Source organism: Nocardiopsis sp. CNS-639 (genome assembly GCF_000381685.1).
GTDB lineage: Bacteria > Actinomycetota > Actinomycetes > Streptosporangiales > Streptosporangiaceae > Nocardiopsis > Nocardiopsis dassonvillei.
In genome coordinates this window covers 153,419-168,542 of sequence record NZ_KB906865.1, presented here as the reverse complement: position 1 = coordinate 168,542, position 15,124 = coordinate 153,419, and the positions used below count along the sequence as shown (strand labels likewise).

16 protein-coding genes and 1 tRNA gene are annotated in these 15,124 nt (G+C 73.6%); 9 read left to right on the top strand and 8 right to left on the bottom strand.

Annotated elements, in window-relative coordinates; translation table 11 throughout:
* Positions 1-4 precede the first annotated feature (4 nt).
* The gene (locus tag G011_RS0118975) at positions 5-1,021 is read right to left on the bottom strand and encodes an STM4015 family protein (RefSeq protein ID WP_019609869.1); all 1,017 of its coding nucleotides are present in this window, start codon (positions 1,019-1,021) and stop codon (positions 5-7) included.
* A 362-nt stretch (positions 1,022-1,383) separates the two neighbouring features.
* Between G011_RS0118975 and G011_RS0118970 the strand changes: the two genes are divergently transcribed.
* Together G011_RS0118970 and G011_RS0118965 are read left to right on the top strand one after the other, a co-directional pair.
* Positions 1,384-2,181 carry a bifunctional 2-polyprenyl-6-hydroxyphenol methylase/3-demethylubiquinol 3-O-methyltransferase UbiG gene (locus tag G011_RS0118970; RefSeq protein ID WP_019609867.1) on the top strand — a complete coding sequence of 266 codons (798 nt, stop codon included), beginning with the start codon at positions 1,384-1,386 and terminating at the stop codon, positions 2,179-2,181.
* 143 nt (positions 2,182-2,324) lie between these two features.
* A complete protein-coding gene (locus G011_RS0118965; RefSeq protein WP_019609866.1) occupies positions 2,325-3,566 on the top strand; it encodes a phosphatidylserine/phosphatidylglycerophosphate/cardiolipin synthase family protein in 1,242 nt (413 codons plus the stop codon).
* A 63-nt stretch (positions 3,567-3,629) separates the two neighbouring features.
* Here G011_RS0118965 and G011_RS0118960 read toward each other — a convergent pair whose 3' ends face one another.
* Both G011_RS0118960 and G011_RS0118955 read right to left on the bottom strand, forming a co-directional pair.
* Entirely contained in the window at positions 3,630-3,848 is a 219-nt protein-coding gene (locus tag G011_RS0118960) for a hypothetical protein (protein ID WP_013155098.1), read from the bottom strand.
* Between the two features lie 182 nt (positions 3,849-4,030).
* Complete coding sequence (locus G011_RS0118955) at positions 4,031-5,272, bottom strand: FAD-dependent oxidoreductase (RefSeq protein ID WP_019609865.1); 1,242 nt, start codon at positions 5,270-5,272, stop codon at positions 4,031-4,033.
* Between the two features lie 135 nt (positions 5,273-5,407).
* Here G011_RS0118955 and G011_RS0118950 point away from each other — a divergent pair, with 135 nt between their 5' ends.
* Positions 5,408-6,010: a TetR/AcrR family transcriptional regulator gene (locus tag G011_RS0118950; RefSeq protein WP_019609864.1), complete on the top strand. Its 603-nt coding sequence runs from the start codon at positions 5,408-5,410 to the stop codon at positions 6,008-6,010.
* Positions 6,011-6,238: 228 nt separating this feature from the next.
* Here the strand turns inward: G011_RS0118950 and G011_RS0118945 are convergent.
* Positions 6,239-6,311 (bottom strand) — tRNA-Arg (locus G011_RS0118945).
* A gap of 420 nt (positions 6,312-6,731) precedes the next feature.
* Between G011_RS0118945 and G011_RS0118940 the strand changes: the two genes are divergently transcribed.
* Positions 6,732-7,838 (top strand): M15 family metallopeptidase, encoded by a 1,107-nt coding sequence (locus G011_RS0118940; RefSeq protein WP_019609863.1) that lies wholly within the window; start codon positions 6,732-6,734, stop codon positions 7,836-7,838.
* Positions 7,839-7,901: 63 nt separating this feature from the next.
* On the opposite strand, the gene G011_RS0118935 is transcribed toward G011_RS0118940, so the two are convergent.
* The 4 genes from G011_RS0118935 to G011_RS0118920 form a co-directional block, all read right to left on the bottom strand.
* The gene (locus G011_RS0118935; protein WP_013155094.1) at positions 7,902-8,309 is read right to left on the bottom strand and encodes an MscL family protein; all 408 of its coding nucleotides are present in this window, start codon (positions 8,307-8,309) and stop codon (positions 7,902-7,904) included.
* Between the two features lie 105 nt (positions 8,310-8,414).
* On the bottom strand, positions 8,415-9,071 hold the full coding sequence (locus G011_RS0118930; protein ID WP_019609862.1) for an SAF domain-containing protein: 657 nt from the start codon (positions 9,069-9,071) through the stop codon (positions 8,415-8,417).
* A 186-nt stretch (positions 9,072-9,257) separates the two neighbouring features.
* On the bottom strand, positions 9,258-9,620 hold the full coding sequence (locus G011_RS0118925; protein WP_019609861.1) for an FmdB family zinc ribbon protein: 363 nt from the start codon (positions 9,618-9,620) through the stop codon (positions 9,258-9,260).
* A gap of 216 nt (positions 9,621-9,836) precedes the next feature.
* Positions 9,837-10,481, bottom strand: a complete 645-nt coding sequence (locus tag G011_RS0118920; RefSeq protein WP_019609860.1) for a 5-formyltetrahydrofolate cyclo-ligase — start codon at positions 10,479-10,481, stop codon at positions 9,837-9,839.
* Between the two features lie 157 nt (positions 10,482-10,638).
* Here G011_RS0118920 and galU point away from each other — a divergent pair, with 157 nt between their 5' ends.
* The 5 genes from galU to G011_RS0118895 all read left to right on the top strand — a co-directional run bounded on the left by galU (position 10,639) and on the right by G011_RS0118895 (position 15,073).
* Positions 10,639-11,577, top strand: a complete 939-nt coding sequence (galU, locus tag G011_RS0118915) for a UTP--glucose-1-phosphate uridylyltransferase GalU (protein ID WP_013155090.1) — start codon at positions 10,639-10,641, stop codon at positions 11,575-11,577.
* 137 nt (positions 11,578-11,714) lie between these two features.
* Complete coding sequence (glp, locus tag G011_RS0118910) at positions 11,715-12,947, top strand: gephyrin-like molybdotransferase Glp (protein ID WP_019609859.1); 1,233 nt, start codon at positions 11,715-11,717, stop codon at positions 12,945-12,947.
* A gap of 138 nt (positions 12,948-13,085) precedes the next feature.
* Positions 13,086-13,595: a cyclic pyranopterin monophosphate synthase MoaC gene (gene moaC / locus G011_RS0118905; RefSeq protein WP_019609858.1), complete on the top strand. Its 510-nt coding sequence runs from the start codon at positions 13,086-13,088 to the stop codon at positions 13,593-13,595.
* On the top strand, positions 13,588-14,100 hold the full coding sequence (locus G011_RS0118900; RefSeq protein ID WP_026338439.1) for a molybdenum cofactor biosynthesis protein B: 513 nt from the start codon (positions 13,588-13,590) through the stop codon (positions 14,098-14,100). Before moaC ends, G011_RS0118900 begins: the two co-directional genes overlap by 8 nt.
* A gap of 250 nt (positions 14,101-14,350) precedes the next feature.
* Positions 14,351-15,073, top strand: coding sequence for a GNAT family N-acetyltransferase (locus G011_RS0118895; protein WP_019609856.1), 723 nt, complete (start codon positions 14,351-14,353; stop codon positions 15,071-15,073).
* Positions 15,074-15,124: the final 51 nt, after the last annotated feature.

Here is a 15,124-nt window from a genome sequence, read left to right as displayed (position 1 = left end):
GGGACTACTCCGACACGGCCGTGTAGTAGTAGAGCTCGGTCTCCTCGCCGTAGGCGTCGGCCTCCGGCTCCTGCCCGTCCGACAGGTCGGTCTCCACCCCGGCTCGGGTGAACACCGCGCGGACCTCCTTCTCCGCGTCCTCGGACAGGTAGTGGTGGTGCAGGTCCAGACGCCTGAGGCCGCGGAACACGGGCGACTCCAGCAGGGGCGGGACGTCCTCGTCGCGCAGGGTGCCCAGGGACAGGTCCAGGGTGTGCAGGCGGGAGGTGACGGGGGCCTCGGCGAGCGCGCGCACCCACGCGCCGGTGTGCTCTGCGTTGCGCAGGCCCAGCGAGCGCAGCGCTGGGAAGGCCCCGCCGGACAGGACGGGGGCGAGGTCCCGCGCCGTGGTGTCGCCGCCGTAGCCGTCCACTCCCAGCCACAGCTCCAGGTGCTCCAGGGCGGGGAGCCGTGCGGAGACGACCTCCCGGGTCAGCCGCGCGGGCAGTCCCCCGCCCTGGAGGGCGAGGCTGCGCAGCCCGTCGTGCTCCAGCGCCTCCAGGCCCAGGTGCATGGTGCCGCGCGCGGCGAACCCGGTCAGCCGGGGAAAGGCGTTCACCAGCGGGGACAGGTCCCCGTGCTGGATCCACGAGGCCTCGCATTCGTCGCAGATCAGGTCCGCGTAGAAGAGGGAGCGCAGACCGGGCAGGCGCGGTGCCGCCTCCGCCAGGGCGTCGCGGACGGCGTCGGAGGACTCCACCTCGAAACCGGTCACCAGGCCGCCGACGACGAGGGCGCGGACCGCGGCCGGGTCACCGACGAACTCCAGGAACCCCTCCAGGTACTCCCGGGGGTCCTCCGGGAGGTCGTCCCCGTACCGGTCCAACCGCCAGGCCACCGCCCCGGGGTCGGCCAGGCCGTCCCGCAGCGGGGACCGGACGCCGGGCGGGACGGTCTCCCCGCTCCGTTCCAGGCGGCGCGCCTCCGCGTAGTCCAGGACGGGCAGCCCGGCGAACTCGGTCAGGTGGTCGTGGAAGGTCAAGGGGGCTCCCGGAGTCTCGGAGGGTGTGTGCGGCCATGCATAGCAGCACACTCCGACACCGAGGCCTCCGCCGGCACCGCCCCCATGGTGGGGCACTCCAGGACGTCCGGCGCCCCGCAGGACCCGCCCTCCGGCGACGGGGAGTCCGCCACCGTCCCGTGCGCGCTCGCCCTGCGCGCCATCCCCGACCGGTACCGCGCCCTGTCCGAGACGCACCGCGTCCTGCGGCTGGGCGGGGTCGCGAGATCCGGCCCTTCGCCTCGGGGGCAGGGGGTTGTCCGAAAACCGTGAGCACACGGCTCTCCGGGGCCGTTGCGGCGCTTCGGCGGGACTTCCCGCGGGTGCGGTGTGACAGTGGTCCCATGGCTACGCACAGCGAACTGCGAGACTTCTGGGAACGCCGTCTCGAAGGCGACTGGACCGAGAGCGGCGTCGGCTACCGGGCCCTGGGCCGCCCCTTCAACACGTGGATGTACAAGGTGCGCGAGGAGGTGTTCCTGCGCGAGGCCGCCCGGCTGACCCCCGGCCGGTCCGGCGCCAGCGTCCTCGACGTCGGCAGCGGCACCGGCTTCTACGTGCGCCTGTGGGAGCGGATGGGCGTCGGTGACGTCACCGGGTGCGACATGACCGACGCCGCCGTGCAGCGCCTGCGCGGCAGGTTCCCCGACCACAGGTTCGTCCGCCAGGACGCCGCCGACCTCGACGCCTTCGACGACGACTCCTTCGACGCGCTGTCCTGCATGGACGTGCTCTTCCACATCACCGACGACGAGCGCTACACCCGGGCCCTCGGCGAGTTCTCCCGGGTGCTGCGCCCCGGCGGTCTCCTCGTCATCTCCGAGAACTGCCTGCGCCGCCCCGAGCAGCGCGGCGAGCACCAGGTCAACCGCACCCTGGAGTGGATCACCGACACCGCGGACCGGGCCGGGTTCGACCTGGTCCGCCGGGTGCCCATGCTCATGCTGATGAACGCCCAGGTGGACGCCCCCGCGCCCTGGCGCAAGGCGTGGGGAGGGGCCCTGCGCGCGGCCACCCTCACCGCGCCGACCGGGTGGCTCGCGGGCGCGGCGCTCTATCCGCTGGAGCGGCGCCTGGTCCGGGGCCGCAGTGAGAGCCCGACCACGGAGCTGGTGGCGTTCCGCCGCCGGGAACGGGGGTAGGAGGAGAGTCCTGTGTCACGGGAGACACGGGGCGGGCGCGCCGCCGTCCGCCGGTGTCCCGGGATACGGTTGACGTCCACTTTGTACCAGGGGCGTCCGCGGTCGGGCCCGGCACCGCGGAGGTCCCTGCCCGGGAGGCGACTGTGCGACGCTCCACCATCACCTCGGTGGCCAAGTGGGGGCTCGTCGGGCTGGTGACCACCCAGGTCGCCGTGGCCGCGACCCTCATGGGGGTCAACCACTGGCGCAGGAAGGTGCGGCCGCGCCGGGCCTTCTTCCCCCGCACGGCGCCCGCCGAGCTGCCGGTGGGCGACACCGGGACCACGGCGACCGTGTACACCTACGGCGAGGACCTGTTCGAGGACATGATCGCGGCGATCCGGGGAGCCCGGCGCCGCGTCCTGTTCGAGTCCTACATCATCAAGGACGACCGGGTGGGCCAGCGGTTCAAGCGCGCGCTCATCGAGGCGGCCGACCGGGGCGTCGAGGTGTACGTCGTCTACGACGGCTTCGCGAACCTGGTGGTGCCCCGGTCCTTCTTCCGCTTCCCGTCCAACGTCCACGTGCTGGAGTACCCGGCCCTCCGGCCCGGCGTGCTGCTGCTGAACATCCGCAAGTCCGGCCGGGACCACCGCAAGATCCTCACCGTCGACGGCGAGGTGGGCTTCGTCGGCGGGTACAACGTGGGCTCGCTCTACGCCACCGACTGGCGCGACACCCACATGCGCGTGACCGGCCCGGCGGTGTGGGAGCTGGAGAACGCCTTCAGCGACTTCTGGAACATGAACCGGCGGTCCCTCCAGCCCGAGCTGGAGAACTTCGGCGACCCCGACTGGGACGCGCACTTCCGCGTGCACCGCAACGTGCCCGAGATGCTCATCTATCCCATCCGGGCGATGTTCCTGGAGGCCATCGACCGGGCCAAGGAGCGGGTGCTGTTCACCCAGGCCTACTTCATGCCCGACCGGGAGTTCCAGAACGCCCTGGTCGCGGCGGTGGAGCGCGGCGTGGACGTCAACATCCTCGTACCGGAGGAGTCCAACCACGTCGTCGCGGACTGGATCTCCCGCAGCCAGTACTCGGTGCTGCTGCGCGGCGGCGTGCGCCTGTGGCTGTACCGCAACGCCATGGTGCACGCCAAGACGGCGACGGTGGACGGCCGCTGGTCCACGATCGGCACCGCCAACGTGGACCGGCTGAGCCTGACGGGCAACTACGAGATCAACGTGGAGATCTTCGACGAGGGCGTGGCCGCACACCTGGAGGAGGTCTTCGCCAACGACCTCGCCAACGCCCGCGAGCTGACCGAGTGGGAGTGGCGTGACCGCCCCTGGTACGCCAAGTTCGGCGAGGCCGTGCTGGCGCCCTGGCGGCCCTTCCTGTGATCGGCTACGTGCTCCGGCCGCGGCGTTGGACCGTGTTCGGCGGGCCGCCGGGCCAACGCCCGCTCAGGAGCGGCGTCGCTTGGGCGGCGGCCCCAGCCGGTTGGGGAAGAACGGGTCCGGGTCCGTCTTGCGGGGCCGGGGCCCGCCCCAGTGCTGGGGGCCCGGGTGAGGGGTGCGGTGGAGCGCCCCGGCGATGGCGGCGGGCGAGCCGCCCCGCTGCCGGGCGGGTGTTCTGTCCGGTTCCTCCGCCTGTCCGTCCCGGAAGTGCTCCGCGTGCGCCATCCGTGTGACCTCCCCCGTCCGGTACCTGCTCCCACCCCATGATCGGACGAGCCGCCCCCGGTGTCATGGCGACACGTGGGGGAAACGGCACCGATGACCGGGGAGAACGCGGACGCGCGGGGCCCGGTCACGGGTCGGTCGGCTCCGGGGCCGCGCCGGACGGCCGCCGGGTCGCGCGCCCGTCACCCGTCCGCCGCGGCGTGCCGCTCACTGGCGCGCCGGATGCGGCGCTGGACGAGGCCGCGGACGCCCGGGAGCAGGACGGCCCGGATCGCCAGGTCGTTCATCCACACGTGCGCGCGGCTGGAGGGGGCGTACTGGCGCGTTCCCCGCCGGGCGAGCGCCTGCCGCCTGCGGGTCTCGGGGCGCAGGCCCGCCTCCCACCGCGCCAGGGCCCCGGTGACGTCGCCGCCGTGCCGCTCCAGGGCGTCGCCGAGCCGGTCGGCGCCACTGAGGGCGAGGGCCGCGCCGTACCCGGCGAACAGGGAGGGGCACCAGGCCGCGTCGCCCAGCAGCACGACCCGGCCGCGGCTCCACCGGTCCGCGCGGACCTGGCTGACGGAGTCGAAGTAGGCGCCGGACGGGTCGGCGCGCAACTGGCGGAGCACGTCGGGCACGCCCCCGCCGAGGTCGCCGAACGCCGCGGTGAGCGCCCGGACCGGCCCCCGGGCCAGTTCGGCGTCCGGATCCGCGCAGCGGTAGGTGAAGAAGGCCGACGACCGGCCCGGACCGAGGTTGACGACCGCCGCCGTGCGCCCCGGCCCGATGAACGTGGTGCCGGTCCCCTCGGGCACGTCCTCGGGGAGCCGGTCGAGCGGGAGCGCGCCCACGACGTGGTCCAGGTCGACGCGGAAGTCCTCCTCCGGGCCGAACACGGCGGCGCGGACGCCGGAGCGCAGCCCGTCGGCGCCGACGAGCAGGTCGGCGCGCTCGGTGGTGCCGTCGCTGAGCCCGACCCGGACGCCGTCGGCGTCCTGGGCCACGTCCACGGCGGTGGTGCCGAATCGCAGGACCGCGCTACCGCGCACGGCCTCGTACAGCGCCGACTCCAGGTTCTCCCGGAACACGGTGAGCGCCCGGTCACCGAGGGCGGCCTTGGCGATCTCGGGAGGGACGGCGAACTTGCGCCGACCGTCGGCCCTCACCAGGACCGTGGAGAACAGGCCGATGTCGCTGGCCGAGAGCGCGGGGACGAGGCCGAGGCGCTCGGCCGCGTCGTATCCCCACCCGACCAGGTTCACCATGTAGCCGCCTCTGCGGCGGGCCGGGGCGCGCTCGACCACGAGCGTCTCCCAACCGGCCCGGTGGAGCCGTAGCGCGGTGGCGAGCCCGGCGATGCCCGCGCCGACGATCACCGCCCGCCCCGGGGGCGAGTCGCCGCCTCCGCCACCGACACGCTGGGAGGAGTCCCCGTCGTTCGTCACCGCGACCTCCGGACCACATTGGTATGAGCAAGCGTTCATTCAAGTATGAGCACGTGTTCATACCAAGCGCAAGCCGGGGCCCGGTGTGCGGCGGCCGACCGCGCCGGGGCCGTTCGAGGACCTAGACTTCCTGGCATGCCACGTGGTGTCGCCATCCCCGAACTCAGGCAGCGGCTCTTCTCCGCGGTCGAGCGGGTGATCGTCCGGGAGGGGCCGGGCGGACTCAGCGGCCGGGCCGTCACGCGCGAGGCCGGTGTCGCCACCGGGCTGCTGTACGCCCACTTCGCGGACACCGACGACTTCCTGGCCGCCTACGCCGTCGACCGGGGCTTCCAGGTCTGCGCCGGGGCCGCGTCCCTGCCGGAGCGCGCCGGTACGGGCGCGGTCGCGGACAACCTGGCCAGGGCTGTGCTGGCGACCCCGCCGACGGTCCTCCTGGCGCTGACCAGGCTCATGGCCTCCCGGCCGGAGCTGGCCGGACGCGTGCGCGCGGTCCTCGGCGACCGCACGGCCGGTCTGGAGGCGGTCGAGACCGCGGCCGCGGACTACCTCACCGCGGAGCGGCGCCTGGGGCGCCTCCACGGGAGTGCCGACCCCGAGGCGCTGGCGCTGGCGGTGGTCGGCGCGGTCCACCACCTCGTGCTCACCGGTGCGAGGGACTCCGTGGTCGGCGACCGGGTCCGGCGGACGGTGGCCGCGCTGCTCGCGGGTTTCACGGAGGCGGCCGACCGGCGGTAGCCACCTGTGGGGGCCGTTACGGGGTGGAGCTCGTGACGGGCCCCGGAACGCGCCGTACGGACCCTGGGAAGACCGACTGCGACCCCCGAGACGCAGCCTCGTGTCGTAAGGGCTCGCTCCGTCTGGCTCGCCGATCTGAGCGGCCCCAGCCGCGGGGGGTCTCCCCCGAAAAGCATCGCGGGCTGCGGCGAGCCGGTCGAAGACCGGCTCGCCGCAGCCCGCGCCGTGCGGCCCCGGCAGGATTCGAACCTGCGGCACCCGCTTTAGGAGAGCGGTGCTCTATCCCCTGAGCTACGGAGCCATGGGTCTGGTGCGGGTATGTCTTACCCCGTCACGGGACCAAGCCTAACCCAGGATGGACGTGGATGGGGTGTCGGTCCGCCTCCGGCGGGGGCGGTTGGGGGACTCTGCGTGCATGGCGGAGTACGCTGACCTACGATTGGTTGTCCTGGTGCGGTGTGACGTTGTTCATGGCGCATGTCGTGTTATGGCCGCATATGTACCCTCGATAACGATGGGGGCGCGGGCTCGGCGTTGACCAGCCCGGCGGTGACCAGGTGTTTCACCGAAGCCCGGAGCGGAGGGCGGCGGGGCGGGGTGGGGCCCGTCCGCGACCCGCTCCGTCCGGTGGACCGATCTCGCGTGGCCGCATGTGGACATGTAGTACGTTGCCTTGCGGCCACGGGTAGGTGTTCGAGGAAAAGCAGCCGGAGGATCATTCGTGCCGTTCACTTCTGATGCGGCGCGGCGCAGGTCCCGCGTACCGGGTGGCGGCGGGGCGCTCACCGCCTTCGCCCTGTCCTACCGGGTCCGCTTCGCACAGGCGCTGACGCTCACGCTCGTCACCGCGCTCCTCGTGGCGCCGGTGCACACCGGCGCGCTGGAACCCGCCGAGGCGAGCCTGGAGGAGTTCCGGGAGAGGGCCGAGACCGCCTCCCAGGAGCTGGAGGAGGCCAACCAGGACCTCGTCGACCGCCAGGACGCGCTGGAGGACGCCCAGTCGGAGCTGGTCCAGACCATCTACGACCTCCAGCAGACCGAACTCGAACTCAACGAGATGCGCGAACCGCTGGCCCAGCTGGCCAGCACGCTGTACAAGCAGCCCGACGGCGGCATGCTCGCCGTCCTGGCGTCGGGATCCCTCACCGAGGACCTGCAGATCCAGTCCTACGCGGCGAAGATCTCCGAGGACAACCAGATGCTCATCCAGGACGCCACCGACCTGCGCGAGGAGCAGGTCGAGCTGGCGAGCCAGGCGCAGGAGCTCCAGACCACCACCCAGCTCGAACAGGTCGAGCTGGCCGCGGACATCGAGGCCCTGCGCGAGCGGTCCGAGCAGACCACGAACGAGCTGGTGCAGGAGCTGGAGGACCGCGGCATCGACCCGGAGGCCTACATGGCCGCCGGGGACTGCGACCCGTCCGCCGCCGCGAACGCCCAGGGGGCGGCCAACGGCCTGCTCCCGGCCAACTCCCTGTGCGACCTCTACGACGACAAGAAGCTGCGCGCCGACGCGGCCGTGGACTTCCTCCAGCTCAACGCCAGGTACGTGGACGAGTTCGGCGAGAACATCTGCATCACCAGCGCCTACCGCGACCTGCCCAACCAGCACCGCGTCTACGGACAGGTCGCGCCGGGCTTCGCGGCCGTCCCCGGCACGAGCAACCACGGCCTGGGACAGGCCATCGACCTCGGCTGCGGCATCCAGAACTACCGGTCCGACCGCTGGCTCTGGATGGAGGCCAACGGCGCCGACTTCGGCTGGCACCACCCTGCCTGGGCCAAGTCCAGTCCCTTCGAGCCCTGGCACTGGGAGTACACCGGCTGACCTTCGGCCGGTGCCTGCCGGGGGCGGTCCCGCACGGGGCCGCCCCCGACGCGTCCGACCGCCTCAGGCGGCCGTCTCGGGCACCACCTCGCTGGTGCAGTGGGCGCAGCGGGACGCCTTCTTGCTGATCTCGCTGAGGCAGTGCGGGCACTCGCGCGTGGTGGCCTCCTCGGCCTTGACGAAGCGCTCCACCACCTTGGCCACGGGCAGGACCACGAAGAAGTACAGGATCGCTGCGGTGATCAGGAACGAGATCAGCGCGTCGACGAACGCCCCGTACAGGAACCGGCTCCCGTTGATCTCGAAGTAGAGGTCGCCGAAGGTGGGGACCCCGCCGAAGATGCCGATCAGCGGGGTGATGAACCCCTCGGTGAACGCGGTGATGAGGTTGGCGAAGACCGCGCCGATCACGACCGCGACCGCCAGCTGCACCAGGTTGCCCTGGAGCAGGAACTTCTTGAAGCCTTGCATGGATACAAGCCCTACATACTCGTGGTGTCCGTACGGGCGCCGGAGCGGGATCCCCGGGCGGGAGCCCGCGGCGCCCGGACAGCTTTGCCCACCGGACGTCGCCGGTCAACCGCGGATGGTGATGGACAGCCGGGAGGCGGCCGCGTGGCCCGCCAGACTCCTGGCCTCGACGGGCGTGGCCGCGACGACGATCAGCGCGCCGCCCTCCCCGCCGCCCGAGGACTCCTCCTCCGGCAGGGCCAGGACGGGACGGTCGCTGACCACCTCCACGGCGGGGCCCGCCCGTGCGGGCGCGAGGTCGTCGCTGCCCCCGGCGGCGAGGACGTCCACCCGGCTGCCGGGGGAGAGCAGGCCCACCGCGCCGGGGTCGGCCACCCGCACCGGAACGGCGACCAGGCCGGGGCCGTAGGCCCGCGCGGGAGGGTCGGCGAGCCGGGCGTCGGTGATCACCTCTCCCCGGCGTACCGGGGCGTTGAGACGGAGCCCGGCGGTCGCGGTGTCGGCCGCGAGCGCTCCGCCCGGCACGGACCCGGCCGGCAGGTCCCGGGCGGTGAGGTCGCCCTCGGCGAGGGGGTCCGCGGCGCCGAGGTCGCGGGAGGCGACCAGGACACGGGTGACGGGTACGGGTGCGGGGCGTACGGCCAGGACGGCGCTGAGGAGCGCGGAGGCGGCCAGGAGGGCGGCGATGACGCGCCGGTGCCGGTCCAGGAGCCGGGTGAGCGCGCGACGGTGCCGGTAGGGCGGGGGTGCGGCGTTGGTCATAACCTCAACGCTAGGCCGCGGAGGGGCCGTCCGGAGGTTGTCCACAGGCCCGATCGCGCGGGCCGCGCACCGGGGCGTCCGGTCGGGGACGCGGCGGGCGGCTGCCCGGCGCACCCGCACCGGGGCCGGACATGCCGCGCGCCGCCGAGGGGTCGGCGGCGCGGTGGGCGGTCAACGGCCCGGCGGTCAGCTCGTCGCGGCGGTGGCGCTGGTGCTGCCGGCCTTGGCCGTGGTGCTGCTGCTGGTGTCCGAGGAGGAGCCCTTGGTGTCCGAGGAGGCGGAGGACGCGGTGGAGGAGTCGGTGGAGCCCGAGTTCCCGCTGTCCTTGCTCTCGGTGGAGCCCGAGCCGGTCAGCACGGAGCTGTTGGAGGACTTGCCGCTGTCGGTGCGGTAGAAGCCGGAGCCCTTGAAGACGATGCCCACGGCGGAGTACACCTTGCGCAGGCGGCCCTCGCACTCGGGGCAGACGGTCAGCGCGTCGTCGCTGAAGCTCTGCACGACCTCCATCTGGGCGCCGCACTCGGTGCACGCGTACTGGTACGTAGGCACTGTTCGGGTCCTCCTTGCTGGCACTCTCGCCCGTTGACTGCTAAATAGTACGCGCTCGCCGACCGGAGCCGTGACAGGGCCTCGCCCACGGGGACCGGCGCGGGGGCGCGAGCGGTCGGACGCCGGGCGCCGCCGGAGCGCGACCGCCAGCGACAACGCCCCCGGGGCCCGGGTTAATCCCGCCCCGGCCCCACCCCGCGGTCCGGCCGCTCCCGCTCAGTCCTTCCGGCTCAGCCGCTCCCGCTCGGCCGGCCCGCCCGGCCACACGCCCGCGCCGAGGACCCGCACCCCGCCGGACGGGGTGACCACGGCGTCCACCGGCCGGTCGTGCGGCTCGGCGGGCAGCGACTCCACGAACTCCTCGTCGTGGACCAGGGCGATCGCCGGGGTGTGCGGGCCCTTGCGGGCCAGCGCGCGGTCGTAGCACCCCGCGCCGCGCCCCAGGCGCGTCCCCCGCCGGTCCACGGCCACGGCCGGGCAGACCACCGCGTCGGCCCGGGCCAGCGCGTCGGGCCCGTAGCGGCGGCCCACGGGCTCCAGCAGCCCGTGACCGGCCGGGGCCAGGGAGTCCGGCCCGTCGAAGGCCGCCCAGTCCAGTTCGCCGCCGGGCAGGAACACGGGCAGCAGCACGTAGGCGCCGCGCTTCCACAGCGCCGCCACCAGCTTGCGGGTGTCGGGCTCGCCGCCCACGGAGTAGTAGCAGGCGACCGTCCCGCCCATGGCCAGCCACGGGACGTCCAGCAGCGCGTCGCGGACCGCCGACCCGGCCCGGGCGCGCTCCTCGGGGCCCCGGGCGCGCCGCCGCTCCAGGAAACCCCTCCGCAGCCCGGCCTTGGCCTCACGCAGTCCGCTCTCGCCCATGGCCCCAGTGTGGCACCGCCCCGACCCGGCCGGTTGACCCGTGCGGTGAACGAGCGGTGGCGGTCCACCCTCCGCCACCCGAAACCATCCGTACTTCTTGGCGCCCTCCTGTGTGTGCAGGCGCGGAGACGGCCGACCGCTGGCCTAAAGTGCCGACATGAACGACTCCACCGACCACAAGCGACCCTCCGGTTCCGTGTCCGTCACGAAGGCGGTCGTACCCGCCGCGGGCCTGGGCACGCGTTTCCTGCCCGCGACCAAGGCCACGCCCAAGGAGATGCTGCCGATCGTGGACAAGCCCGCGATCCAGTACGTCGTGGAGGAGGCGGTGGCCGCCTCCCTCCAGGACGTCCTGATGATCACGGGCCGCAGCAAGCGCTCCATCGAGGACCACTTCGACCGGGCCTACGAGCTGGAGGAGGCGCTGGAGGCCAAGGGCGACGACGCCCGGCTGCGCTCGGTGCGCGAGTCCAGCGACCTCGCCCAGGTGCACTACGTCCGCCAGGGCGAGCCGCGCGGCCTGGGCCACGCGGTGCTGTGCGCGGAGGCGCACGTCGGTGACAACCCCTTCGCCGTCCTGCTGGGCGACGACCTCATCGAGTCCGCCGACCTGCTGCGCCGCATGATCGAGGTGCGCGAGCGCCACGGCGGCAGCGTCGTCGCCCTCATGGAGGTGGAGCCCGAGCAGGTCTCCCTGTACGGGTGCGCGGGCATCGAGCCCACCGACGAGGACGACGTCGTCACCGTCACCGACCTGGTCGAGAAGCCCGCCCCCGAGCAGGCGCCGAGCCGCTGGGCGATCATCGGCCGCTACGTCTGCGACCCGGCGGTCTTCCCCGTCCTGCACGAGACCCCGCCCGGCCGGGGCGGTGAGATCCAGCTGACCGACGCCCTGCGCGAGCTGGCCCGGCGCAAGCCCGAGGACGGCGGTACGGTGCACGGCGTCCTCTTCCGCGGCCGCCGCTACGACACCGGCAACAAGGCCGACTACATCCGCACGGTCGTGGACTTCGCCTGCCGGCGCCCCGACCTCGCCGACGAACTGCTGCCCTGGCTGAGCGACTTCGTCGACCGCGCGCGGGCCCAGCGCCCCTGAGCGGGACCCCCGAGCGCCCCGACCGGGGCCCGGCGCACCGCATACGGGGCCGGACGCGGCAAGAATGGGGCGCGAGCCGTCTCCTGAGGGAGGGGAGGCGGGGCCACCACAGGAACCGCGAACCGGGAGGAACCCCCGTGAAGAGCGTCGAACAGCACATCGCCGATGTCCTGGCACTGATCCCCGACCCCGTGCCGACCGAGCTGGACCTGCTCCAGGCACACGGCGCCGTGCTGGCCGAGGCCGTCACCTCGCCCGTGTCGCTGCCGGGCTTCGACAACTCGTCCATGGACGGGTACGCGGTGCGCGCCGCGGACCTGGAGTCGGCCTCGCCGGACCACCCCGTGCGGCTGCCGGTCGTGGCCGACATCCCGGCGGGCGACCCCTCCCCGACCGCGGTCCTGCCGGGCAGGTCCGCCCGGATCATGACCGGCGCGCCCATGCCCTCGGGCGCGGACGCGGTGGTCCCGGTCGAGTGGACCGACGGCGGCACGGCCAGCGTGACCTTCGACCGGCCGGTGAAGGAGGGCAACGCCGTGCGCCGCGCGGGGGACGACGTCACCGCGGGCGCCACCGTGCTGCGGCCGGGCGTGCGCATCGGCCCGGGGGAGATGGGAGTCCTGGCGGCCGTCGGGCGCCGTTCGGTCCCGGTCTACGCCCGCCCCCGCGTGATGGTGCTCTCCACCGGCGAGGAGCTGGTCGAGCCCGGGCGCCCGCTCGGCCCCGGCCAGATCTGGGAGTCCAACAGCTTCATGATCGCCGCCGCCGCGCGCGACGCCGGGTGCGAGGTGCACCGCCACGGGTTCGTGGGCGACCACCCGCAGACGGTGCGCGACACGCTGGACGACCTGCTGGTGCGCGCCGACATCGTGGTGACCACGGGCGGCGTGAGCATGGGCGCCCACGACGTGGTCAAGGAGGTGCTCACCCGCGAGGGCACCGTGGAGTTCGTCCAGGTGGCGATGCAGCCGGGCAAGCCCCAGGGCTTCGGCGTGATCGGCCCGGACCGGACCCCCATCATCACGCTGCCCGGCAACCCGGTGAGCGCCTTCGTGTCCTTCCAGGTCTTCGTCCGGCCCGCGCTGCGCCGCCTGCGCGGGCTCGACCCCCGGCCGCTGCCGAGCATGCGCGCCCTGCTCACCTCGCCGGTCACCTCCCCGCCCGGGCGCCGCTCCTTCCTGCGTGCGGTGCTGGAGGAGTCCCCCTACGGGCGCGACGCCGAGTCCACGGTGTCCCCGGCCTCGCACCAGGGCTCGCACCAGCTGTCCGCCCTGGCCGGGGCCAACGCGTTCGTGGTGGTGCCCGAGGAGGTGACCGAACTGGCCGCGGGCAGCCGCGTCGAGGTGGTGCGCCTGCCCGAACCCGCCTGAGCCGCGCCCGACCGGGTCCGCGGACCCGTGGAGCGGGGGCCCCGAGAGTGCCGTACGGTCGTGGTGGCGCGCTCCGGCGCGCCCGGACGCGGCCGACCGGCCGCGTCCCGCGTTCCGAGCGGAGGAGTTGGCGGGACCATGACCGACACCCCACGGCGGGAGGGGGCCGACCACCCCTCCGGGTTCACCCATCTGGATGGATCCGGCGCCGCCCGCATGGTCGACGTCTCGCAGAAGACGGTGAGCGCGCGCACCGCCACCGCGTCGGGCCGGGTGCTGCTCGGCCCCGAGGCCGTCGCCGCCCTGCGCGGGGGAGAGGTGCCCAAGGGCGACGCCCTGGCCGTCGCCCGCATCGCCGGGATCCAGGCGGCCAAGCGCACCCCCGACCTGGTGCCCCTGTGCCACCCCATCGCCGTGCACGGGGTGGACGTGGACCTCACCGTCGTGGACGCGGGCGTGGACATCCGGGCCACGGTCCGCACCGCCGACCGCACCGGCGTGGAGATGGAGGCGCTCACCTGCGTCATGGCCGCGGCCCTGGGGCTGGTGGACATGGTCAAGGCGATCGACCCCGCGGCCGAGGTCACCGGAGTGCGCGTCGAGGAGAAGACCGGAGGCAGGAAGGGCCACTGGAGGCGTGGTGACTGACGCCCCCGTCCCCCGCGTGGCGGTCGTCACGGCGTCCAACCGGGCGGCGGCGGGAGTGTACCCGGACCGCTCCGGACCGGTCGTGGCCGAGGGGCTGCGCGGGATCGGCTGCGAGGTCGTGGGGCCGTGGGTGGTCCCCGACGGCGAACCGGTGGCCCGGGCCATCGGCCGCGCCCTGGACGAGCGGCTCGACGCCGTCGTCACCACCGGGGGGACCGGGCTGACCCCGCACGACCACACGCCCGAGGTGACGCGCGCCCTGCTGTCCTACGAGATCCCCGGGATCGCCGAGGCGCTGCGTGCGGCGGGCCGGGACAAGGGCGTGCCCACGGCGATCCTGTCGCGCGGCCTGGCCGGGGTCGCCGAGCGCGCGGGGCACCGGATGCTCGTGGTCAACCTGCCCGGCTCCCGGGGCGGCGCCGCCGACGGGATGGAGGTGCTGGCGCCGGTGCTGCGGCACGCGGTGGACCAGCTGCGCGGAGGCGACCACGCCCGCTCCGAATGACACCGGACAATGACCGGAATCACATCCCGGGCATTCCGACCGTTGAGAATTCCTTGGGGCAGGGCCGGTTTTCGGTACGGGAGTATTGGAGTTAAGAATCAGCCGATTCTTGCCCGCGGGGACGACCGCAGCCATGCCGCGTCCCGGGGAGTGGAATACTGGAGCCCGTCACCGGCGACGGGAACCCGACGCCTCCGCGTCCGGTGTCGCAGCGCTGGGCTACGGTGCCGAGGGCATCGAAGGGACGGTCGTGAATCGCAGACATGGGTGGCCCGTCACCCTCCAGGAGGGTTCGGTCGTACTCCGGCCACTGCGGCTCCGCGACGCCGCGGCGCTCCGGGACACGCGTTCGCGCAACGAGGAGTGGCTGCGCCCCTGGGAGCCCACCTATCCGGAGATGCCGCTGCGCACCACCGGGCTCACCCCCTACGTCTCGATGCTCCAGTCCATCCGCCACGAGGCCAGGCAGGGCCTGTCCATGCCCTGGGCGGTCCTCTACGGCGACAGGTTCGTCGGCCAGATCACGGTGGGGGCCATCGTGTGGGGCTCGGCCAGGTCGGCGCAGGTCGGGTACTGGATCGACAGCGCCCACGCCGGGCTCGGCATCACCCCGACCGCGGTCGCGCTGGCCGTGGACCACTCCTTCTTCCGCGTCGGGCTGCACCGGATCGAGGCCAACGTCCGGCCCGAGAACCGGGCGAGCAGACGCGTGGTCGCCAAGCTGGGTTTTCGCGACGAGGGCGTGCGCAGGAGACAGTTGCACATCGACGGGGCCTGGCGCGACCACATCTGCTACGCGATCACCGCTGAGGAGGTCCCCCAGGGACTGATGTACCGGTGGCGCCACGAGTCCTCTTCTTCCGGACCGTCCGGGGAACCCGGTTCCGGCCCCGGTTCCGCTTTGGGGCCACAGGGCCCGAACGGCGGCCGGGATCCACACGATCCGGCGAGTCCGTACCCGGAGCCGAACTGAACGTGCCAACATCGCAGAAGCATCCGGAACTTAAACCTGACTTTAGTGACA